The organism is Wolbachia endosymbiont (group B) of Gerris lacustris (genome assembly GCF_964028355.1).
Taxonomy (GTDB): Bacteria; Pseudomonadota; Alphaproteobacteria; order Rickettsiales; family Anaplasmataceae; genus Wolbachia.
In genome coordinates this window covers 1,302,589-1,324,919 of sequence record NZ_OZ034761.1, presented here as the reverse complement: position 1 = coordinate 1,324,919, position 22,331 = coordinate 1,302,589, and the positions used below count along the sequence as shown (strand labels likewise).

General features: G+C 34.6%; 16 protein-coding genes, 1 tRNA gene and 1 pseudogene. 9 read left to right on the top strand and 9 right to left on the bottom strand.

The window, feature by feature from the left end; genetic code table 11:
* Positions 1 to 278: 278 nt before the first annotated feature.
* Positions 279 to 440: pseudogene (locus ABWU62_RS06785) on the bottom strand (IS481 family transposase); the annotation flags it as partial.
* A 13-nt stretch (positions 441 to 453) separates the two neighbouring features.
* A protein-coding gene (locus ABWU62_RS06780; RefSeq protein WP_353287306.1) for an IS630 family transposase occupies positions 454 to 1,459 on the bottom strand; the annotation gives its coding sequence in 2 pieces (ribosomal slippage) (positions 454 to 996 and positions 998 to 1,459; 1,005 coding nt in all).
* Here ABWU62_RS06780 and ABWU62_RS06775 point away from each other — a divergent pair.
* Positions 1,453 to 1,620: a hypothetical protein gene (locus ABWU62_RS06775; RefSeq protein WP_353287639.1), complete on the top strand. Its 168-nt coding sequence runs from the start codon at positions 1,453 to 1,455 to the stop codon at positions 1,618 to 1,620. The two genes, ABWU62_RS06780 and ABWU62_RS06775, sit on opposite strands and share 7 nt — an antisense overlap.
* Before the next feature lie 97 nt (positions 1,621 to 1,717).
* Positions 1,718 to 2,510, top strand: a protein-coding gene (locus ABWU62_RS06770) for an IS5 family transposase (protein ID WP_353287093.1) whose coding sequence is annotated in 2 segments (ribosomal slippage) — positions 1,718 to 1,981 and positions 1,983 to 2,510 — 792 coding nt in all. Because the reading frame shifts where the segments join, the coding sequence is not laid out codon by codon here.
* On the opposite strand, the gene ABWU62_RS06765 is transcribed toward ABWU62_RS06770, so the two are convergent.
* On the bottom strand, positions 2,497 to 3,558 hold the full coding sequence (locus ABWU62_RS06765) for an ATP-binding protein (protein ID WP_353287926.1): 1,062 nt from the start codon (positions 3,556 to 3,558) through the stop codon (positions 2,497 to 2,499). The two genes, ABWU62_RS06770 and ABWU62_RS06765, sit on opposite strands and share 14 nt — an antisense overlap.
* A gap of 477 nt (positions 3,559 to 4,035) precedes the next feature.
* Between ABWU62_RS06765 and ABWU62_RS06760 the strand changes: the two genes are divergently transcribed.
* A complete protein-coding gene (locus ABWU62_RS06760; RefSeq protein WP_353287925.1) occupies positions 4,036 to 4,962 on the top strand; it encodes a ribose-phosphate diphosphokinase in 927 nt (308 codons plus the stop codon).
* Complete coding sequence (gene gatC, locus ABWU62_RS06755) at positions 4,952 to 5,305, top strand: Asp-tRNA(Asn)/Glu-tRNA(Gln) amidotransferase subunit GatC (RefSeq protein WP_353287924.1); 354 nt, start codon at positions 4,952 to 4,954, stop codon at positions 5,303 to 5,305. Before ABWU62_RS06760 ends, gatC begins: the two co-directional genes overlap by 11 nt.
* Before the next feature lie 338 nt (positions 5,306 to 5,643).
* Here the strand turns inward: gatC and ABWU62_RS06750 are convergent, their stop codons facing one another.
* The 5 genes from ABWU62_RS06750 to ABWU62_RS06730 all read right to left on the bottom strand — a co-directional run bounded on the left by ABWU62_RS06750 (position 5,644) and on the right by ABWU62_RS06730 (position 13,966).
* On the bottom strand, positions 5,644 to 6,900 hold the full coding sequence (locus ABWU62_RS06750; protein ID WP_353287923.1) for a protein TolB: 1,257 nt from the start codon (positions 6,898 to 6,900) through the stop codon (positions 5,644 to 5,646).
* Positions 6,901 to 6,905: 5 nt separating this feature from the next.
* Positions 6,906 to 8,540 carry a ribonuclease J gene (locus ABWU62_RS06745; protein WP_353287922.1) on the bottom strand — a complete coding sequence of 545 codons (1,635 nt, stop codon included), beginning with the start codon at positions 8,538 to 8,540 and terminating at the stop codon, positions 6,906 to 6,908.
* 169 nt (positions 8,541 to 8,709) lie between these two features.
* Complete coding sequence (gene dnaJ, locus ABWU62_RS06740) at positions 8,710 to 9,828, bottom strand: molecular chaperone DnaJ (RefSeq protein ID WP_353287921.1); 1,119 nt, start codon at positions 9,826 to 9,828, stop codon at positions 8,710 to 8,712.
* 84 nt (positions 9,829 to 9,912) lie between these two features.
* A tRNA-Arg gene (locus tag ABWU62_RS06735) sits at positions 9,913 to 9,990 on the bottom strand.
* Positions 9,991 to 10,870: 880 nt separating this feature from the next.
* On the bottom strand, positions 10,871 to 13,966 hold the full coding sequence (locus tag ABWU62_RS06730; RefSeq protein ID WP_353287920.1) for a phosphoribosylformylglycinamidine synthase subunit PurL: 3,096 nt from the start codon (positions 13,964 to 13,966) through the stop codon (positions 10,871 to 10,873).
* Between the two features lie 99 nt (positions 13,967 to 14,065).
* Between ABWU62_RS06730 and ABWU62_RS06725 the strand changes: the two genes are divergently transcribed.
* Both ABWU62_RS06725 and ABWU62_RS06720 read left to right on the top strand, forming a co-directional pair.
* Positions 14,066 to 16,933, top strand: coding sequence for a WPE palindromic element domain-containing protein (locus ABWU62_RS06725; protein ID WP_353287919.1), 2,868 nt, complete (start codon positions 14,066 to 14,068; stop codon positions 16,931 to 16,933).
* A gap of 169 nt (positions 16,934 to 17,102) precedes the next feature.
* Complete coding sequence (locus ABWU62_RS06720; RefSeq protein WP_353287918.1) at positions 17,103 to 17,438, top strand: ankyrin repeat domain-containing protein; 336 nt, start codon at positions 17,103 to 17,105, stop codon at positions 17,436 to 17,438.
* Here ABWU62_RS06720 and ABWU62_RS06715 read toward each other — a convergent pair.
* Positions 17,433 to 18,225 (bottom strand): IS5 family transposase gene (locus ABWU62_RS06715; protein WP_353287093.1). Its coding sequence is split into 2 segments (ribosomal slippage): positions 17,433 to 17,960 and positions 17,962 to 18,225, totalling 792 coding nucleotides; the frame shifts between segments, so codons are not numbered across the junction. The genes ABWU62_RS06720 and ABWU62_RS06715 overlap by 6 nt on opposite strands.
* A gap of 184 nt (positions 18,226 to 18,409) precedes the next feature.
* On the opposite strand from ABWU62_RS06715, the gene ABWU62_RS06710 reads away from it, so the two are divergent.
* The 3 genes from ABWU62_RS06710 (at position 18,410) to fumC (ending at position 22,267) form a co-directional block, all read left to right on the top strand.
* Positions 18,410 to 19,415, top strand: a protein-coding gene (locus ABWU62_RS06710; protein ID WP_353287090.1) for an IS630 family transposase whose coding sequence is annotated in 2 segments (ribosomal slippage) — positions 18,410 to 18,871 and positions 18,873 to 19,415 — 1,005 coding nt in all. Because the reading frame shifts where the segments join, the coding sequence is not laid out codon by codon here.
* A gap of 97 nt (positions 19,416 to 19,512) precedes the next feature.
* A complete protein-coding gene (locus ABWU62_RS06705) occupies positions 19,513 to 20,616 on the top strand; it encodes an ankyrin repeat domain-containing protein (RefSeq protein ID WP_410542192.1) in 1,104 nt (367 codons plus the stop codon).
* Positions 20,617 to 20,878: 262 nt separating this feature from the next.
* Positions 20,879 to 22,267, top strand: coding sequence for a class II fumarate hydratase (gene fumC / locus ABWU62_RS06700; RefSeq protein ID WP_353287917.1), 1,389 nt, complete (start codon positions 20,879 to 20,881; stop codon positions 22,265 to 22,267).
* Positions 22,268 to 22,331: the final 64 nt, after the last annotated feature.

Genomic DNA, 22,331 nt, shown 5'->3' with positions numbered 1-22,331 from the left:
ATTAAAATATGCAGCTAAAATTGGATACATTTTCTATCACTGTTGTATCCAATATGCTAAAATCTTCATCACTTATATTGATTTTTTTACATAATTGATTTTGTAACATTTATTTGCTCTTCTATATCAATTTCAACATCTTTTTGTGTGGCCCTTTGTAGTAGCTCCTTTTGCAATAACCTTTTTTAATTTTCTGGCACATACTTTTTTCGATGTTTTTTCATATTGTTGTTTTTATAAACGTTGTAATAGTTTAGACTTGATCTGACAGTCATGAATTATCTGACAGAAGAATCGACGAAGTCAAAACCGATATCAGAATCTGTTTTAATGTTATCAATATTTTTTTGGTAAGCAATATGCATACTATCAAAAAAGGTCTGCATAGGAGTCTTACCATAGCAATACTTACCGGAATGAGGTCTAGTTCTGTTGTAATACCAACTCTCATTATTAATGAACCAAATAAGAAGCATTGCAGAGTTGTTTAACCGTGGAAGGGGAAAGAGAGGTAATAAAATTACACAAAGCGCTCTCAAGCAGAACAATTGTATCGTAGATTTTATTGCGCAAAATGTTCTGTTTTATATATAACCAAAACCTCTCAACAGGATTGAGGTCAGGTGAGTATGGTGGTAGGTATATAATTTCGATATTTTTAGGTATCTTTAAACTTTTTGACTTATGCCAACTAGCGCAATCCATCACGAGAAAAGCCTTTCGTATTCCTAAATATTGCGACATCTGTTCAAGGAATATATTTATACAAGCAGTGTTGACGTTTGGTGCAAATAAGCTAAAATTCTCTCCATTTCTGGGATTAACTGCACTATAGAGATAAAAATTTTCCCTACCTAATTTTACCTTAACCTGTGTCCTACTGCCTTTTTTAAACCACCCATGTCCAACTTTTGAATGTGTACCAAACCGTGATTCATCGAAGAAAAATAGCTCTTTTTCAGAATGCATGACAATAGTTTCATTGAGGTTTTTTTTTAAACTCCTCTTGCTTATTTTTATCCTGTCCACTATGAACTGGTCTTGGTGTGATATATGAGAATTTCATTCTTTGCATATTACGATGTATTGTGGATTTGCTGATATTCAAACCAAATCTTTCTTGGATTCTTATTCTCATTTCTCTAATAGTAATATTGGGGTTTTCCTCTATCCACACCTCAATTTGTTCAAGTTGACTTTGGTTCAATATAGTTTTTCTACGGCGTTGAGGTGGAGAAAATAATTTTTCTTCTCTTCCAAATTTTATGTGCTTTATCCATGTAGTAATTGCCTTTCTCGAAATGCAACATATTTTTGCTACAGCTGTTATACTGTGCTTTTTTGCTGCAATTACAGCATTTAGTTTTTTTGCAACATACGCATTATTTCTTACTTTCTTCAGCATCTCTTTTGCTGATTCCACCACTTTTTCATCCAATAATTTTGATCTTAATGCCATCTAAACCTCGCTATTTTACTTACTCCAGTATGGCTTTTTTTCCATTATTGTCTATTCGTTGCTTGTATAGCGGGAATTGGTATCAGTATCTACAACATTTGGACCACTATTTGCAGAGCTATGACTTTCTACATTATCTTCATTATCAAGAGGACTATTAAGTGACTCTAGATCAACATTAACTCGCTTACTTTCAGAACCTGTACATGATCTCAAGAAAGGAATAAACTAAGAGATAATGTATATAAGTTAGGATATATGAGGAGTGTATACCCAAGTGATATAAGTCGGGAAAGATTTGAGATTATATTACCAGATCTAGAATCCTGTAGAAAAAAAACAAAACCAAGAAAACTGGATTTATATGAGTTATTTTGCGGTGTACTTTATGTGCTAAAAAGTGGCTGTCAGTGGCGAATGCTACCAAAAGAGTTTCCAAAATGGCGCAATTGTTACGATTACTTCAAGAGATGGAGTAAAAAACCGAATGAAGATAGAGAAAGTGTTCTAGAAATTGTCTTAAAAAAAATTAGTTGGAGAGGTTCGTTTCAACAGTGGTCGGAATACAAAAACAAGCTTCTGCATCATTGATGCTCAAAGTGTAAAAAACACCGATATTGCTGAAGAAAAAGGTTATGATGCCGGCAAGAAAATTTCAGGAATAAAGCGTCATATTGCAGTAGATACGCAAGGTTTGCCACATGCAATTTATATTACTACAGCTAATATCGGAGATCGTACTGCTGCTGTAGAGATGATTTGTAACGCAAGAAAAAATCTTTCCGAAGTTCAAAATATACTAGTTGATGCAGGTTATACAGGAGAAAATTTTGCAACTCAAATAAAAACGACTATTGGTGCAACCGTTGAAGTAATAAAACGAAGTGAATTACATACCTTTGTTGTATTGCCAAAAAGGTGGGTTGTAGAGCGTTCTTTTGCTTGGCTGGAAAAGTGTAGACGGTTATGGAAAAATTGCGAGCGTAAACTCAATACTAGACTACAAATGGTCGTTCTAGCTTTTACTGCCTTGCTCCTCAAAAGATTATGAACAGGCTCTCAGGCTCTTGAGATTTTTCCTTCTTAAGATTCTTAATTACCTGAATGAAGTTATTCGTGTGAATAGTGACTTTTCCTTCAATTTGAGAAGAAGATATAGTATCCCATGCTGTGTTATTTATTAAATATTCTAATTCAGCTCCCGAGAAACCATCAGTTTTATCTGCAAGTTTTTCAGTCTCTACTGTAACTTCCAACTCTTCAGTATCTTTGAATTTTTTTATATACAAGTCCAATATATCCTTACGCTGGGCCTTATCTGGTAAAGGAATCTCAATATGATTAGAGAGACGGCCTGGCCTAGTAAACGCGTCGTCTAAAACATCTCTGCGATTAGTTGCAGCAATCACTGTTACACCTTCTAGTGGATTGAAACCATCAAGCTCGATTAAAAACTGATTCACAAGGCTTTCGCATGATTTAGCATGAACAGAATTACCACCGCTACCACGTTTTTCAGCAATACAATCAATTTCATCTATAAAAACTATACAAGGAGCATTTGCTCTTGCCTTTTTAAAAATTTCTCTTACGTACTTTTCACCTTCACCAACATACGATTTCAGAAATTCAGATGCAGAAACACTAATAAACTTTGCATTAGCTTGACATGCAATTGCACGAGCAATTTTGGTTTTACCATTTCCGGGTGGACCATAAAAAAGATAGCCTTTTTCTGCTTTGTAACCTGTCTTTTGAAGTAATGCTTTATTTTTTTCTGGAATAATATCAAGGATCTTATTTAGCTCCTTTTTTAAGCTTTCTGGAATTATAATATCATCAAGTGTTGTTTTACTTTCCGATTGAGTTGGATCAAAAATTTCTATTGAAGAGTTACTTTGTGTGAGTCTATATTTGGTTTCAAAAATTTCTGTACCTTTAACATTAACTTTGTTTTTAAGACCCACTAAAGCTTTTGCTCCTTCATCACCAAATTTATTAAATTGCAAATCAAGTAAAGTAATGTTTATAAGATTACCATTAGTTAAAGCTTTAGCTAAAGCTTTTGCTCCTTCATCACCAATTTGATTAAATTGCAAATCAAGTGAAGTAATGTTTATAAGATTACCATTAGCTAAAGCTTTTGTTCCTTCATCACCAATGTGACAGCTTTTTAAACTAAGCTTTGTAATATTAGGATTGCTCTGTAAAAGCTTACTAATTCACTTACGATTATTGTTTCCAAATGCAAATCAAGAAATTTGCCTTGAACAAATTCACTAAAATCCATTTCGTTTTTTCATTAAATATATAGATATTTTAGTCTATATATTAATAATTATCAAATTTTTAATAAATCTCATGAAAAATTATAGAAAATGCTTAGCATCACAAAAAACTTACTTTATTTTTAAGTAGAAAAACAGCACATACTTTTGTGAGAATGAGTTACATGATAAAGAAATTGGTGAAATGTTTCGAGTAGCTTTTTCGTTTTTATGATTCACTTGGAGGCAAGAATAAAGTTTTAATCATTCCATGGTTTCTGTATAATTTTCAAAACTTAATTGATATATATGAAGGTAATAATAGGTAGCGCTAGTAAACAATTAGGAGATTCAATAGCAAGTGGCCTAAATGCTCAGCAATTTTCTACTCAGGTGTCAAGATTTGCCGATGGTGAGGTAAATATAGAAGTAGCAAATGATCTACATAATCAAGAAGTATACGTAGTACAATCTCTTTCCTCTCCTGTAAATGATAACCTTATGGAGCTTTTGCTTACAATTGATGCAGCAAAGAGGTCAAGAGCCAAGAGAATAACGGCTATTATTACTTATTACGGATACAGTAGGCAGGATAGGGTTATTAAAAACAATAATATGCAATCTGCTTTAAGTGCTAAATTAGTTGCAAATCTTATTCAAACTGCAGGTGCAAATAGCGTTGCTGCTATTGATTTGCATTCAAGTCAAATTGAAGGTTTTTTTGATATACCAGTTACTAATTTGAGCTGTTTTGAAGTATTTGTTGACTCTATATACAAGGAGAATTTGGCAATAGTTGCGCCTGATGTTGGAGCAATTGGAAGGGCTCGTACTTTTGCAAAGATTTTAGAGGAAAAATATGAGATAGAGTTAGATAATAATATTATTGTAGTAGATAAATATAGAGAAAAAGCAGGTACATCTCAGGTAATGAATGTAATCGGAGCAGTTGCAAATAAAAATTGCGTCATTGTTGATGATATAGTTGATTCTGGTGGAACATTATGTAATGCAGCACTTGCTTTAAAAAACCGAGGAGCAAAGTCTGTAGTTTCATGCATTACACATGGAATACTTTCAGGAAATGCAGTTGAGAAAATCTCTTCCTCTTCTATAGACAAATTAGTGATCACGGACACCGTATTTCACAAATTTGAAAAAAATGATAAGATAGAGGTTGTTTCAATTGCAAATATTTTAATTTGCTTTATGCAAGGAGGTAAAAGTGCCAGCTAGATCAACAGAAGATGTTATCACTTCGTTAATAGAATTTGCAAATAAGAGAAAAATAACAATTACTAAAGAAGAAATGCTTAAAACTGCACAGCTTGTGAGGATTAAGTTATCTGATGATGAGATTCAGTACTACTCAAAAGAACTGACAATGCTGGATTGGATACATGATACTTTGTTGAAAGTTAATACTGAAGGTGTTTCTCCTATGCGTTATGGAACTATAGATAAGGATATTCATATACGCGATGATATTGTAAATTCTCAAAACATTAAAGAAGAAATATTATCCAATACAAAATCGGAGCATGGGTATTTCATAGTACCGAAGGTTATAAACGATTAAATATATGCATCTGTCTAGAAGAGTGGCTAATGTACAAATACAGCGTATAGCTGTACGAACTATTTGCTTGCAAAGGTAATTTGTATGAAAAATGGTGTCATTCCAGTGCTTGACACTGGAATCCAGTTTTTTCATAATCATCAAAATGTTGTATTTTAACATAAAATAGCTGCTTTTGTGCTTACCAACTTAATAAAATTCCTGGATCCCAGTGTCAAGCACTGGGATGACACCTTCCTGCTAGACAATGTTCGTACAGTTGTGTGCTTGACACTGGAATGACAACATTTGTTATTTTTACTCTATTGGTCTTGTCGCTTTTCTGCAAATATTTATCTTCAAAAATAAGACCAATCTGGTAAAGAAGCATTCGTTGGAGTAAAGATCATTTTTTGATTTTTCTTTACTAAGTCTACTAAATATAGTTTAGAGTTGCTTGGTGATTCTATTTTTGTAAAAATAATTTCTCTATTATTTGGTAGCCATGCCGGAGATTCAATTTTATGACCTTCTGAAAGTAGACATTCTTCTTTGCCATCTGGTTTCATAACTCCTATGTAAAATTTTCCTGACTGAATTTTTGTAAAAGCTATCAGATCTCCTTTTGGCGACCAAACAGGTGTAGCATATCTTCCATTTCCAAAACTAATTCTCTTGGGTTTTTTGCTTTTTTTAGTGAAATCTATGATATATAGTTGCTGACTTCCACTTATATCAGAACTAAAAACCATGTACTTTTGATCTGGAGAAAAAGAGGGAGAAGTGCTTATAGCTGAACCTTTAGTGATTTTTTTTGTTCGTTTACTACTTAAATCTAGAGATAATATATTTGTTTCACCAACTAATGAATGGGAAATTAAAAGAGATTTACCATCAGGAGAAAATCTTGGTGCAGAAATTACTCCTTCAAATGCGCTGATTATTGACTCAGTGTTATCTTTTAAATTTTTTAATATTATATAACTTTTACCATTTTTGTATGAGACGTAAACAATACCCTTGCCATTTGGTGAGAATCTTGGTGTTGACACAAATTTATCACCATTTGTTAAGTATCTTATATTACTTCCATCTCGATTCATCACAGCAATTTTACGCACAGATTTGTAATTGCTATCTTTTTCTTCAGCGATATAAGTTATTTTTGTGTTAAAGTACCCTTTCTCACCAATCAATCTATCATGTATCATATCCGAAACGAGATGACTGATTTTTCTCCAGTCTTTTGCTGGAAAAACAACTGACTGAGCAAGCAATTCTCTTTTTGTAACATTATCAGATAAACGAAACGACAACTCTAAATTTCTGTTTGATACTTCACTTAAACTTACTGTGACTACAGTATCGCTTTTCCAAGACTCAACTTTTGCGTCACGTTTCACATTAAATAAGCCACAATTAGATAGATTTGTTTCAATTACTTTTGTGATGCTTTCACTTAGCTCACTTTCCACTTCTGTCTTGCATGCACATTTAGATACAACAAGATCAATATTACCAATATTGCTTTTTTTTATATCAACATATAAAACAGCTTTTGTGGAATAAGGGATAAATAACGAAATAAATAACACCAATTGAACGAATAGCTTCATTCATTTCATACCTGTTCTATCTGGACTTCAATTATAGGTTTTTTTAGTAAATATTCTTTTAAGATACTAAATATTGAACTTTCAATCTTACTTTTTATCTTTTTTATCGGTTGTGAGCTAAATTCTGACTCAACCTTCTCTACAATCTTTCGCATGATAGCTTCGTCTTCTAGTGCTTCAAAAACACCAGGTGCAAATACTTTTGGCTTAACGAGCAGTTTATTTTTTTTGTTCACAACTGCTGTTATTACAATAGCTCCAGCATCTCTCATTCTCTCACGCATTTTTATAACGCTGCATTCTGGATGACGGAGCAACATACCATCAATACCAAAGTAGTCAACATCGATAGAATTAACTTTTTCTCCATTCTTCAAATTAACAATATCCCCTGGTGCAACCATTATTGCTTTTTCCACACCACATTCTTTAGCGAATTTTACATGTGCATTCGTATGAATGTACTCACCATGAACCGGAATAGATATCTTAGGTTTTATCAAAGAATACATTTCCCTTAGCTCTGCTTTTACTGGATGACCAGAAGCATGAACATTCTCTGTTTTTTCAGTAATAACTTCCACTCCCATCTCAATAAAGGAATTTAGCATGTTATGTGTACGAATTTCATTGCCAGGAATGATTTTTGAAGAAAAGATCATGGTGTCACCTTGCTGCATTTTAAATGCTTGATGACTCTTATTAGCAAGCCTTGAAGTTGCTGCCATTGGCTCACCTTGACAACCTGTACAAAGTAGCACCAGTTTTTCCCTTGGAAAATTTACTGCTTCTTTTGCTTCAAGAAACTGAGGAGAATCAGTTAAATAACCACTATCCTGAGCAACTTTCACTATTCTCCATAAAGATCTGCCAAGTAAAACCACTTTTCTATTTAGTGCTTTTGCAGCTTGGCTTATTGTTTCAATTCGTGCCACATTCGAGGCAAATAGCGAGACAGCAACTAATTTTTTAGACCGCTTTATTATGTTATAAATATTATTGTAAATTTCACTTTCTGATTCGGGATTGTGTTTGCTTAGTATGTTTGTTGAATCACAAATTGCTGCAAGTAGATCACCTTTATTGCCAATTTCTTTTAAACGCTCTATATTAGAAGTTAATCCGATAACGGGTTTTGGATCAAATTTCCAGTCTCCAGTATGGAGTGCACTACCTACTTCAGTGCTAATTAATATTGAATTTGCTTCAGGAATTGAGTGAGTTATGTTTATAAATTCAACGGTAAAAGGATCCAAATTTATGCTGCCATTTATGTCCACCTCTTTCAAAGGCACTATACCTTCCAATCGAAATTCTTTCAATTTTTCTTTGAGAAAGTTAACCGTAAACTTTGTTGTATATATGGGACATTCTAACTCTTCCCACAGATGAGGCACTGCACCACAGTGATCCTCATGTGCATGTGTAATGATTATTCCAAGCAAATCTTTTTTTCTTTGAGCAATAAAATCTACATCAGCGATGAGCAGCTCAACACCTGGCATAGTTTCATCTGCAAAACCGATACCAAGATCGATCATAATCCATTTTCCTTGATAATGATATAGGCTAACATTCATCCCAATTCTTCCTACTCCTCCAAGTGGAAGAAATAAAAACTCATTTTTGTTTATGTTCATTAATTTTGAATTATTAAAATGCGAGAATAGCAAAACTTCGACCTTAAATAAAGGAATTTATCACTTTTGCATAACTTAAAAAAATCTTTTCACTAAAAGAGAAGGCTTTCAAATTGGTAAAGAGAATTAAGTGTAGACAGCTACCTCTTTATATCATTTAGCAAATTTCTCATTTTTTTTTTACTTTTCCAAAGAATCCTTCAGATTTCTGCTCTACACTTTCATGTTCCTCTTCCTCAAGCGCTTTTAATAGCTCAATCTGCTTTTGGGTTAAATTCTTTGGATTTAAAGTCTCAACTATTACCTGTACGTATAAATCACCACGAGCATGTGAGTTCATATATAGCATACCCTTTTCCCTACAACGTAGTTTGGTACCAGTTTGAGTGCCTTCAGGGACTTTTACCTTTATTTTAGTTCCATCAATTGATTGGACATCAATTTCACCGCCAAGTACTGCTAATGTCATTCTTATAGGTACTTTACAGTGTAAGTCTGCTCTATTGCGAGTGAAGATCTGATGAGTAGCTATTTTCACACATACGTATAAATCTCCGCTTTTTCCACCTCTTGCTCCAGCTTCTCCTTTACCGCTGACCCTTACCTTAGCTCCTTCTTCTATGCCTTTTGGAATTGAAACGGAGATATTTATTTCATCTCTTCTACGACCATTTCCACCACATTTCTTACATTTATCTTGTATTATTTCTCCTTCTCCGTAGCATGTAGTACACGTTCTTTCAATAGTAAAAAAGCCTTGTTGAGTTCTAATTCTACCGCTTCCCTGGCATGTGTTGCACTGAACTGGTTTGATTGCTCCTTCGCTACCCGTACCTTGGCATGTATTACATTTTACATTTGTCACATAATGTATAGGTGCTTGTATTCCTTTAAATGCATCTTCTAAGGTAATTTCAAGGTCATAACGCAGATCTGCTCCAGATACTCCTGTTGTACTTCTTTTTGTTCTTGACCTACTTGTACTACCACCGAATCCTCCACCAAAAAAATCGTTAAATATATCGCTAAAATCTCCTGCAGAGCTAAAGCCCTGAAACCCACCAGCAGCACCTTCGTGGCCATAATTATCATAGCTTGCTCTTTTCTCAGAGTCAGACAAAACTTCGTATGCAGCTGTTACTTCTTTAAATTTTTCCTCTGCTTCCTTATTACCAGGATTTCTATCAGGATGATATTTTAATGCTAATTTTTTATATGCTTTTTTTATCTCATCAATACTAGCGCTTCTGCTCACTTCTAACAGATCATAGTAGTCTTTTTTGCTCATATATAATTGTTTAGTATTTAAGTTTTAAAGATAGGTATTGTATATATCGATTTCAAGTATGGCGCTTCTATTTCCTATAAAACATGGTGCACCCTGAGCGACTTGAACGCCCGACCTTTTGATCCGTAGTCAAATGCTCTAATCCAACTGAGCTAAGGGTGCTTGTACACAATTAACTTTAACAGGTTTTGTAGCTTAATTCAATTGATTTGGCTAAAAATACACACATGAAACTTGCAAAAAAAAAACTGCATTAACTCTCTTATAAGAAGAATTTTATATACATACCACCAAGGACAGTAGCAGTATCCTAAATTAGTTTAGCTATACTAGGAGATGATTATGTAGAAATCTTAAAATATTTCTTATTTGCCAAACAGAATAAATACGTTCCTATAAATAAGCAGATACTCAATATTGACGCATAGGAAAATTTAAAAATTAAATTTTTAACATATATTGATAAGCATTTACTTGCAGAAAATCTGTATAGCAGCCCAATACATACAACAGTATTATCAATAATTGATGCTATAATTAAAGTAACAAAATTTGCCATATGAAAACCCATCTTAGACTTCAATTTTTCAAAAATAATTATGCTTGAGAGAAGAGAGGTTAAAATTGCAGTATACAAAATCAATATCATCAAATCGAAATTTTGCCATTTAAAAAGACAACATATCACTGTACACACTATTAAGCTGTATGTGGCTTTGCTTTTACTGTAAAATTCAACCATTGAATTTACAACTAAAGTAGCTCCCACAAATAAGGCAGAGCATATCATTAATTTATTTGAAGTGTTAAGTAAGGAGAGACTGATAAGCAAGAGTATTGATAAAATGGACATAATCACCTACCCAAATTTAATAACATATATTTATTTTAAGTAAATATTGCACATAGTGAAAGAATTATTTAACTTAATCAGAGACGAAAAACATTTTAAACTGACATGCTATAGCTACCCAAGAAAGGTTTTTCTACGTTATACCGCTGCGTCCGCTAACAAGCAGCGGGATGACGGTTGTCTGTAAATCTAAGTTACTTTAGCTATATGATAACTATTTCCCAAATCTTTCAGATTTACTTTTAAAACATCCTTTATGTTTAGCACCTTTTTCTCTGTTACTTTGCCAATACATGAATGAGCCGCATCTTCAAACAACGCTTCAAACCTCTGCTGATTTTGTGGTGCAATAGTAACCAAAATTCTACTTTGCGATTCAGAAAACATTATTATCTTGTTTATTATGTCTGTATTTTGTGTTTTTCCTATTGGTACTAGTAAAAGATCGATTTCAGCACCAAGGTCTCCTGCAATTAGCGATTTTGCCAGAGCAATAATTAAGCCGCCTAAGTTTGGTGCAATTGCAGAGGCAATTATGCCATCGTTTATTGCCTGGTTGTAACGCTCATACAACTTCCTAGCGCTCTTTGCATCAACTTTTGGCACGTTGTTATTATCTATTCCACTATATAACTGATATTCAGATCTACCGAGCTCATCGTGGGTTGTACCAAGCACATATATCAAGTCCCCTGGCATTTTCACATCAAGCGATACCGCATTTTCAATATTGTCTATAACTCCAATTGCTGAAATGAGTAATGAAGGTGGTGCAGATATCATCACTTTCTCGCCATTTTCGTCATATCCCTTGAAGTCATTGAACATACTGTCTTTTCCGGATATGAATGGTGTTTTAAATGCAGTTGCAAAGTCATAACAAGCTTCTGCAGCTCTCTTTAGTTGCCACAACCTTTCTGGATTATAAGCATCGCACCAGCAAAAATTGTCGAGCAACGCTAGATGATTTATATTTCCTCCTGCAGCTACGTAGTTGCGTATGGCAGTGTCAATTGCACATGCTGCCATGTGATAAGTGTCAATTTCTCCATAACTTGATCCAAATCCCTGCGATTTTACAACACCTTTGTTTGAAGAAAGGACTGGCCTCGAGACAACAGCTTCACTGCACACTCTTCCCTTGCCTTGCAGTGGTTTCAGCACTGACGAACCCTGAACCTCATGGTCATATTGCACCACTATGAACTCTTTGCTGCGTATGTTTGGTCTGTTTAGCATTTCTTTTAGTGCCAAGGTGTCATTCCAGTGCTTGACACTGGAATCTATCTCAAGCTCGACTCTGCCATTGCACGTATTTTGACATAAAGTTTTAGATTTATTTGCAGACAAAGCCTGCTGGATCCCAGTGTCAAGCACTGGGATGACAGGAGAGAGTTCCGGAATGACAGCGGATGGGTTAGATTTTCCAGACCATGGCTTTGTTTGTAAATGCACTTTGGGATTACCGTCATGCAGAAATTCAGTTTCGATGTCCATTATTACTTTCCCTTCAGGATATTTAATAACAGCTTTACCACTTTCGTTAAACTCTCCAATCACACAAGCCTCCACATCATGTTTTTTCATGATTTGCTTAAACATAGGAAGATTTTCTTCTGGCACTGCTAAGGTCATTCTCTCTTGTGATTCTGATATCCATATTTCCCACGGAGCCATACCATCGTTTTTAAGTAGAACCTTGCTTAAATCAACCTCGAATCCATCCTTTCCCATTTCACCAATGGACGACGACAGCCCACCTGCTCCATTGTCCGTTATTGCATTATAAAGACCAAGATCTCTTGCTTCCAAGGTGGCATTGGATGATTTTTTTTGTGTTATAGGGTCACCAATTTGCATAATTGTTGAAGGGCTGTTTCCTGACAATGCCTCTGAAGAAAACGTTGCACCGTGAATTCCGTCTCTTCCAACTCTTCCACCAATAATTAAGATTTTATCACCGTTTTTGGGTTCTTTTATGTGTGAAGGTGCATTATTTATATTCCGTGGAATGATTCCGATGTTTCCAACAAAAACTAATGGCTTTCCACAGAATCTATCGTCAAAGTATACCGATCCAAGTTGCGTTGGAATACCTGAACAATTACCAGCAACATTAACACCGTGAATCACTTTCTTCATTATATATTTCGGTGGTAAAATCTCATCAGTACGCTCCTTGTCCCTATAAAATTTGCCTTTTGCTTCTTTGGCAAAGCAAAAGTAATAGGTATTCATTATAGGCTCCGCGCCTTTCCCGAAACCCACTATATCACGATTAACTCCAAGTACTCCGGTCATTGCTCCACCAAATGGATCAAGAGCTGAAGGGCTATTGTGAGTTTCAACTTTATCTACAATCAAGTAATCGTCATCAAAAATTATTCCTCCTGCGTTGTCGGAGAAAACTGACACGCATATGTCAGAATTTATCTCACGCGTTGCACGCTTAATATAATGTGCGTACAGGCCATCTTTTATTTCATCAATAGGAGAGCAAAAAATATTGTGTTTACAATGTTCAGACCAAGTCTGTGCCAGAGACTCAAGTTCAATATCATATGGATTTCTACCGAGTTTTTTAAAGTAATCCTTTATAGCTCTCATTGCTGCCAGCGAGAGCCCTAAAGTGCCGTTACCATCGATTCCATCTCTGCTGATTTTTTCAAGCTCTTGGTCACTTACATTTAGGTTGACAGATTTTGCTCCATTATTACCTGGTGTCATCCCAGTGCTTGACACTGGGATCCATTCTTTTTTTTCCTGGTCATGCGCTGTAATGACACCAGGAGGGGTATTTGGTTTACTGTAATACTTCCAATGGCAATTGCCGTTTTCTTTATAGAAAAGCGTGCAATACTCAGTAATAGGATTGAATTCTTGTTTTATGTCATCTTCGGTTGGAAAACTTCCTTGACTTAGAAGCAGTTTTGAACTTCTTGCCTTGATAGAAACACTTTCATCAATGTGGCCTTTACTCATTAGATATTCTCTAACAATTTGTTTTGCCGTGTTGCCTACGTTATCGGTCATGCCAGGTAAAAAGCTTATTTCCAAGCCCCACTTGGCTTCTGGCTCTATAAAATCGTATTGAATTTCTTCAAGGCTTTGATTGTAGGAATAATAACGGCAATCTTGTATGACTTTATTATAAAATAATTCACAAATTTCTTCGTATAATTTTGATGGTAATTCTTTGCTTATGTAAATCGAGTAAACATTGACTAACCAACTGTGGCCAACTTGCTTACATTTATTTAAAACTTCTATTCTGATGTTTGTCATGCAATATTATTAAAGAATTTGATATATAATAACATAAGAAACTGTGAGCACATTTATATTTTGCTGTACAATAATGCATCATACTAATTGTTATTTTTCATGGGAAAAGTTTTTACCATTAACGTAGATGCATCCTTTTTCGATATTCTAGTTCAGCATATATTTTCTGAATATGAAAGAAAAGAAATTCCTCAAATAAAGATCATACTTCCATGCAAGAGGGATGTAATAGCGCTGCTGAGTGCGTTCAAGAATTATAACGCTAAAAAATGCATAATTTTGCCAGAGATAGTTTCACTGGAAAACATTGATGAAGAGGATTTAATATTAAATCTTGATAGAGTTAAAGTTATCAATCCAACAAAGAGGACGCTGCTACTCATTCAATTCATATTGGAGTGGAATAGAAAAAATAATGATAATTTCCCAATTGATTTAGCTTATAGCCTGCCATCATTGCTTCAATCTACCCAAACAATGAATTGTTATCAATTCGATGAACATTCAAAAAAAATAGAGAATTTCATAAGCTTACTCATTGAGAGTTGGAATAAAATTTTAAAAGATTTAGGAGTAGTAAATATATTAGAACATAAGAGTGATTACATAAACAATATGATAATCTCTTTACAAAAAGACCAACATATAATCTTTGTTGGAATTGGAAAGGATAAATCGTTAATTAAGGCTATATATGACCTGCCGTTTGGAAAAATAATTTTGCCTAATCTGAATTTGAAAATGAAAGAGAAAGATTGGCAATCACTTGATAAAAAACATTATCAATATTGCCTGAAAGATCTGCTCGATTATTTAAGTATAGGCAGAGAGGATGTAAGTTTTCTGCCAGAAGCATGTTCTGATGTCATCCCAGTGCCCAGACACTGGGATCCAGAAAACTTAACTTTAAATGAGCGCACCAGGTGGCTGTACAATAGAAACTGGATTCCAGTGTCAAGCACTGGAATGACACCATCTACTACTCAAATTACCTGCAAATTACAATGTTCGTACACTAAAAATCAGAGGGCTGGGATGACAGGCAGTCCTGAGCTAGATTATGTCTTTGATACAACTGCCGATCTAAGCAAAGTTAGTAATGGATATATTGGCAATATTGAAGTCATCACTTGTGATTCCAGAGAGGAAGAAGCACAAGTGACATCATTAATTGTAGAAAATGAAGGTTATGAAAACGTTTCTTTGGTTGTCTTTGATAAATTACTTGCAGCTCGTATAGCATGTTTATCAAGGCAACACAGTGCCATACCGGAAAATTATCCTTATATAACACTCCTACTTTATAGTATCGAAGTTTTGACCTCAAATTGGAGCAGTGTGTCATTACTTTCGCTCCTTAAACATAGGCTAGTGACTTTTGATTACACTCAAGAAGAGTACTCTCAGATTTTATCTGAATTTGAAATAGAGATATTACGCAACTTTAGTACAAATGGCCTTAAAGATATTATAAATGCTATCAATGCCCATAAAAAGCTAAAATATAAAGAGGATATATTAATTGTTATCAATAGGTTAGAGGCTATACTTAATCTTTTACTTAACTCTATAAATTGCCCTATTTCTGATGTGGTGGCAACTCATTTGCAGTGTGTTAATGTGCTTTCTAATGTGAATTTTTTAGAGCTAAATGGTGAAATAGGTAATTTTACTCGTGATTTCTTAAATGCATGTGACGGTATAGCAATTGAGTGTTCCTTAGAGTTATATAGTCAAATCCTGATATTATTTTTAAAAGGGAAGTTTTTTTCTCCAGAAAATAACTTTGATAAATTTAGCTTATATCAAAATAAAGTTGTAATACTTGCTGGATTTAATGATATACCAAATTTTCAGAATCCGTTTTTGAATGCACTGAATAGAGAAAAATTCAATCTTCCTTCTGTGCAAGAAGAGCAAGGGTACTTTTTGTATACTTTGCGCAATTTATTTGGTGCCGGCAAGGTTTATATTACGAGGCTAATGAGTGATAGAAAATCAATTCTACTGCACCGTTTAGAGGTTCTGTTACAAAGACCAAAATATCCTTACCGCGATTGGCTAAGAATATTAAATACACCTGAGTGTATTGTTCCATGTACTCAGCCTATGCCAAAACCTAAAACTGAAGTGAGGCAAGCAAAAATGCAAGTGATGTCTTGCAGTGCAATAGAAAAGCTAATTCGTAATCCTTATTCGTTTTACGTTGAATATATACTGGGCCTTAGACAGTTGAAAGACTTAAATTTTAAGCCATCGATATTGGAGTTTGGTACTATGGTGCACAACATTCTTGCAAGATATTTACGCAACAAAAAGTCGCCAATGAGCATTGCACGAAAAGCATTCTCGACTAGTCAGTTTAATTTTTCAAATATGTGGTGGGTAAGACTGCAAAGAATAATTCAATCTTTTGTCGAATTTGATGAAACTCGAAGCAACTATGTTGAGTTGGAAAAGAGCTTTTCCTGTCCGATATTCCCTATTGGTGTCATTCCAGCGTGTGACGATGGAATCTATATTTCTTGTGATCAGTATGAAACTGCTTGGATGACAAATAGAGATCTTATCCCTCAAGAAATCTTACTGACAGCAAGATGTGATAGAGTTGAGTATCTACCAAGTGGGCAAGTAGCAATTATAGACTATAAACTTGGTTCACCACCTTCCAATGAGGAAGTTATGTCAGGATTTTTTCCGCAATTAATTTTACAAACTTTAGCGGTAGAACATATAACAAAAAGAGAAGTTTCAGAGCTTGCTTATTGGAAACTTGATTATAATAAAATAAAGGTTGTTGCTTTGAAAGATTATAGACAAAAAATGCATGAATTTCAAAATATTCTACCAGATTTCTTATCTAATTATTTAAGAGATACTACTCCCTTCATTGCCTCTCCTTATTTTGATAAATTCCTGAGATTTAACAGCTACAAACAACTAGAAAGGATAGGGGAGTGGTTATAAATTATATCTCCTCTCATCCAGATCAAAATAGCTGGTTGTACAGTTGGTTTACTAAGTGCAGTAGGAGAATTACTAGATTGTGATATAGACTCATCTTTGCTAGATTCAAACAACCATAAAAAAACACTAAAAAGTGATTCAATCAATTTTAGCCATTGAAACTTGAATAATGGCTAAAATAGTTTTAAATAGTATATTTATTTTAGGAGGGTATATGCTATCACAAAAGCAGCTAAATGCGCAGCTAATTAATGCTGCTAAAAAAGGCGAGCTAGATTTTGTTCAGCAAGCTATACAGGGTGGAGCAATTATTAATGCAACAGATCACTATGGAAGAACAGCTCTAATATGGGCTGCTAACAATGATCAACTAAAGATAGTACAATACTTGATAGAAGAGGGAGCAAATGTTAATGCGGAGTATGCGGGAAACATAACTGCTCTAATTCATGCTGCTGCCCGTGGTCATCTTCAGGTAATACAACTTCTAAGAGCCTGTTCATAATCTTTTGAGGAGCAAGGCAGTAAAAGCTAGAACGACCATTTGTAGTCTAGTATTGAGTTTACGCTCGCAATTTTTCCATAACCGTCTACACTTTTCCAGCCAAGCAAAAGAACGCTCTACAACCCACCTTTTTGGCAATACAACAAAGGTATGTAATTCACTTCGTTTTATTACTTCAACGGTTGCACCAATAGTCGTTTTTATTTGAGTTGCAAAATTTTCTCCTGTATAACCTGCATCAACTAGTATATTTTGAACTTCGGAAAGATTTTTTCTTGCGTTACAAATCATCTCTACAGCAGCAGTACGATCTCCGATATTAGCTGTAGTAATATAAATTGCATGTGGCAAACCTTGCGTATCTACTGCAATATGACGCTTTATTCCTGAAATTTTCTTGCCGGCATCATAACCTTTTTCTTCAGCAATATCGGTGTTTTTTACACTTTGAGCATCAATGATGCAGAAGCTTGTTTTTGTATTCCGACCACTGTTGAAACGAACCTCTCCAACTAATTTTTTTTAAGACAATTTCTAGAACACTTTCTCTATCTTCATTCGGTTTTTTACTCCATCTCTTGAAGTAATCGTAACAATTGCGCCATTTTGGAAACTCTTTTGGTAGCATTCGCCACTGACAGCCACTTTTTAGCACATAAAGTACACCGCAAAATAACTCATATAAATCCAGTTTTCTTGGTTTTGTTTTTTTTCTACAGGATTCTAGATCTGGTAATATAATCTCAAATCTTTCCCGACTTATATCACTTGGGTATACACTCCTCATATATCCTAACTTATATACATTATCTCTTAGTTTATTCCTTTCTTGAGATCATGTACAGGTTCTAAGGAAGTATGGGTCATGAAAAATGAATTCTGGTGCTAATACCAATTCCCGCTATACAAGCAACGAATAGACAATAATGGAAAAAAAGCCATACTGGAGTAAGTAAAATAGCGAGGTTTAGATGGCATTAAGATCAAAATTATTGGATGAAAAAGTGGTGGAATCAGCAAAAGAGATGCTGAAGAAAGTAAGAAATAATGCGTATGTTGCAAAAAAACTAAATGCTGTAATTGCAGCAAAAAAGCACAGTATAACAGCTGTAGCAAAAATATGTTGCATTTCGAGAAAGGCAATTACTACATGGATAAAGCACATAAAATTTGGAAGAGAAGAAAAATTATTTTCTCCACCTCAACGCCGTAGAAAAACTATATTGAACCAAAGTCAACTTGAACAAATTGAGGTGTGGATAGAGGAAAACCCCAATATTACTATTAGAGAAATGAGAATAAGAATCCAAGAAAGATTTGGTTTGAATATCAGCAAATCCACAATACATCGTAATATGCAAAGAATGAAATTCTCATATATCACACCAAGACCAGTTCATAGTGGACAGGATAAAAATAAGCAAGAGGAGTTTAAAAAAAAACCTCAATGAAACTATTGTCATGCATTCTGAAAAAGAGCTATTTTTCTTCGATGAATCACGGTTTGGTACACATTCAAAAGTTGGACATGGGTGGTTTAAAAAAGGCAGTAGGACACAGGTTAAGGTAAAATTAGGTAGGGAAAATTTTTATCTCTATAGTGCAGTTAATCCCAGAAATGGAGAGAATTTTAGCTTATTTGCACCAAACGTCAACACTGCTTGTATAAATATATTCCTTGAACAGATGTCGCAATATTTAGGAATACGAAAGGCTTTTCTCGTGATGGATTGCGCTAGTTGGCATAAGTCAAAAAGTTTAAAGATACCTAAAAATATCGAAATTATATACCTACCACCATACTCACCTGACCTCAATCCTGTTGAGAGGTTTTGGTTATATATAAAACAGAACATTTTGCGCAATAAAATCTACGATACAATTGTTCTGCTTGAGAGCGCTTTGTGTAAATTTATTACCTCTCTTTCCCCTTCCACGGTTAAACAACTCTGCAATGCTTCTTATTTGGTTCATTAATAATGAGAGTTGGTATAACTTATATACATTATCTCTTAGTTTATTCCTTTCTTGAGATCATGTACAGGTTCTAATAGCAAATGGAGCTAATCTTAATGTGACACGTAAAGATCAATTCCCTGCTCTAACACATGCTATTATAAATGGCCATACGGAAGTGGCAAAGCTTCTAACTAGATATCATTTAATAGCTAATCTTGATATGTCAATTCCTCGCTTGCCTGATCCTACTTTGATACCAGAGTTATCATCTTATTGGTATGACTATAAGGATGAGCTCAATAAAATGAAGGAAGAAGATAGTGATTTATATAATTTTCTTGTAAGTCAGAGCATTGATGAACAGGTAAGAATCTGGACAGAGCGTGAGACAATACAAAATATTTCACAAGATAGATCGACTATAGAATATTCAATCTATGCTGAAGATTTAACAAGTAAAATAGAATCGGTGATATTTTTTCTTAACAATAAGGAAATAATCGATTCTTTATCGCAGTATTATGAGGTAAGAATTCAAACAATTGATCAGGTAAAAAGCCTACTTGATCGTTTCACAAGAGAACATGTAGAGTTTGAAGTAGAAATTGTTCCAGCACAATTAAACTTTAATACTAAAGAGTTACAACCCCCTAAACTAAAAACATTATCATTTGCACAAATGATGAAAAATCATGCAGGATTATTTTCAGCTGCCAAAAATGGTCAATTAGAAACAGTAAGATACCTGATAGAAAAACAGAAAGAGGATATTGATGCAACAGATCACTATGGCAGAACTGCTCTAATGTGGGCTGCTGGAAGTGGCTATTTAGAGGTAGTAAAGTACCTGATAGAAACAGCAAAAGCAAATGTTAATGTGAAAGATAACTATGAGGACACTGCTCTGAATTATTCTACTAGAAACGGTCATTTAGATGTAAAAGAATATCTGAAAAGTCATATACAAAAAGAGCTAAGGAAGAAATACGTCTGCATTGGTGTGAGTGGTACAATAGGTTATGTTGCAGGTATGACAATATCATGTTCTGCCGGAGCAGCGATTGCAGTTTGTGCAGCATCAGCGACCGTTGGTCTAGCGTTAGGTGCAATGTTTGATTATGTGATTGTAGAAGTAAAAAAAGAGAAAGCAAATACAGATATAGCTTCTGCGCTTGAAAATGTTTTCACTACTAAAGCTCTAAGTGGAATAGCCTTATAGAGAGTAAAAGTAGGTTTGTTTCTTAAGGTTGCAGGATTGCCTTAATAACAACAAAAAAGTAATAGGAAGCAAAAGATATGGCTTGAAAATTTTCTACGGATTTCATTAAAATAGCATTTTGCCTTTTTAAGGGTTAGAAATTTTCTAATTCTTGTATTTGATAGAAAGCATACTTTGCTGATGTCTCAACTTGACACTGAAATCCAATGTGATTTAATTAATTCATATATGTAGGTAATGTCAAACACTAGAATGAGGAAATATGGATAAAAAAGTTAGAATAGAATCAGATAGCTTAGGAAAAGTAGAAGTACCAAGTGAACATTACTGGGGAGCGCAGACTCAACGCTCTTTGGAAAATTTTAAAATTGGTACAGAAAGAATGCCAGAGCCCATGATTAAAGCGCTAGCAATAGTAAAACTTGCAGCAGCACGTGTTAACATGAAGCAAGGTAGCATAGAGAATAGGGTGGGGGACGCAATCTGCGCAGCTGCAAAGGAAATAATAGACGGTAAATTTGATAACGAATTCCCCCTTGTTGTGTGGCAAACCGGGTCTGGAACGCAGACTAATATGAATATGAATGAAGTGGTCAGCAATCGTGCAATAGAAATTTTGGGCGGTGATTTAGGTAGTAAGTCTCCAGTGCATCCAAATGATCATGTAAACTGTGGTCAATCATCAAATGACACTTTTCCAACAGTAATGCATATAGCAGTAGCAGAACAAATAGACCGCTTGCTTATTCCCAATCTTGAAGAATTATATAAAGCCCTAAATAATAAGGTTCATGAATTTAAAGATATAATAAAAGTAGGGCGTACTCATCTGCAAGATGCAACGCCTCTAACACTTGGGCAGGAATTTTCTGGATATACAGTTCAGATTCAAAAGGGAATAGAGAGAGTAAAGTCAACTCTGATCAATGTATATGAACTTGCACAAGGTGGCACCGCGGTTGGCACGGGAATCAATACTAAAAAGGGTTTTGCTGAGGATTTTGCTAAAGAAGTGGCAAAAATCACTGATTTTCCATTTATTTCAGCAAAAAATAAGTTTGAAGCACTAGCAGCAAATGATGCTTTAGTTGAGCTCAGTGGAGCACTCAATACAGTAGCAGTAAGCTTGATGAAAATTGCAAATGATATAAGGTTACTTGGTTCTGGTCCAAGATGCGGAATTGGAGAAATAATATTACCAGAAAATGAGCCTGGCTCTTCAATCATGCCAGGTAAGGTGAATCCAACTCAATGTGAAGCAGTAACTATGGTATGTGCTCAGGTTATGGGAAATCATGTTGCCGTGACAATTGGTGGCTCAAATGGTCACTTTGAATTGAATGTGTTTAAGCCGGTGATAATTTACAATGTTTTGCAGTCTATAAGACTTTTAGCTGATGCAAGTTTAAATTTTGCAGAGAAATGCGTAGTTGATATTAAAGCAAACGAAGAAAGAATAAAGGATTTACTGAATCAGTCATTAATGTTGGTCACTATATTAAATACGCATATAGGGTACGACAATTCAGCAAAAATAGCTAAACTTGCTTATAAAGAGAACATCACTCTAAAAGAAGCAGCGATAAAACTGCAGCTACTCACTGAGCAAGAATTTGAAAGGATAGTGAAACCAGAGGAGATGGTAGGTTAAACTACCATCTTTCCCTTATTTTGTCCCTAGTTATTGTGGTAATATGTATGGAACTTTGCTGGTG

Excerpts from the sequence above, each read along its gene's own strand:
- ABWU62_RS06775 (WP_353287639.1), top strand. The coding sequence starts at position 1,453 with ATGCCATCTAAACCTCGCTATTTTACTTACTCCAGTATGGCTTTTTTT.
- ABWU62_RS06720 (WP_353287918.1), top strand. The coding sequence starts at position 17,103 with ATGGCTAAAATAGTTTTAAATAGTATATTTATTTTAGGAGGGTATATG.
- dnaJ (WP_353287921.1), bottom strand. The coding sequence starts at position 9,828 with ATGAGCAAAAAAGACTACTATGATCTGTTAGAAGTGAGCAGAAGCGCT.
- ABWU62_RS06750 (WP_353287923.1), bottom strand. The coding sequence starts at position 6,900 with ATGAAGCTATTCGTTCAATTGGTGTTATTTATTTCGTTATTTATCCCT.
- ABWU62_RS06725 (WP_353287919.1), top strand. The coding sequence starts at position 14,066 with ATGGGAAAAGTTTTTACCATTAACGTAGATGCATCCTTTTTCGATATT.
- fumC (WP_353287917.1), top strand. The coding sequence starts at position 20,879 with ATGGATAAAAAAGTTAGAATAGAATCAGATAGCTTAGGAAAAGTAGAA.
- ABWU62_RS06745 (WP_353287922.1), bottom strand. The coding sequence starts at position 8,540 with ATGAACATAAACAAAAATGAGTTTTTATTTCTTCCACTTGGAGGAGTA.
- ABWU62_RS06760 (WP_353287925.1), top strand. The coding sequence starts at position 4,036 with ATGAAGGTAATAATAGGTAGCGCTAGTAAACAATTAGGAGATTCAATA.
- ABWU62_RS06730 (WP_353287920.1), bottom strand. The coding sequence starts at position 13,966 with ATGACAAACATCAGAATAGAAGTTTTAAATAAATGTAAGCAAGTTGGC.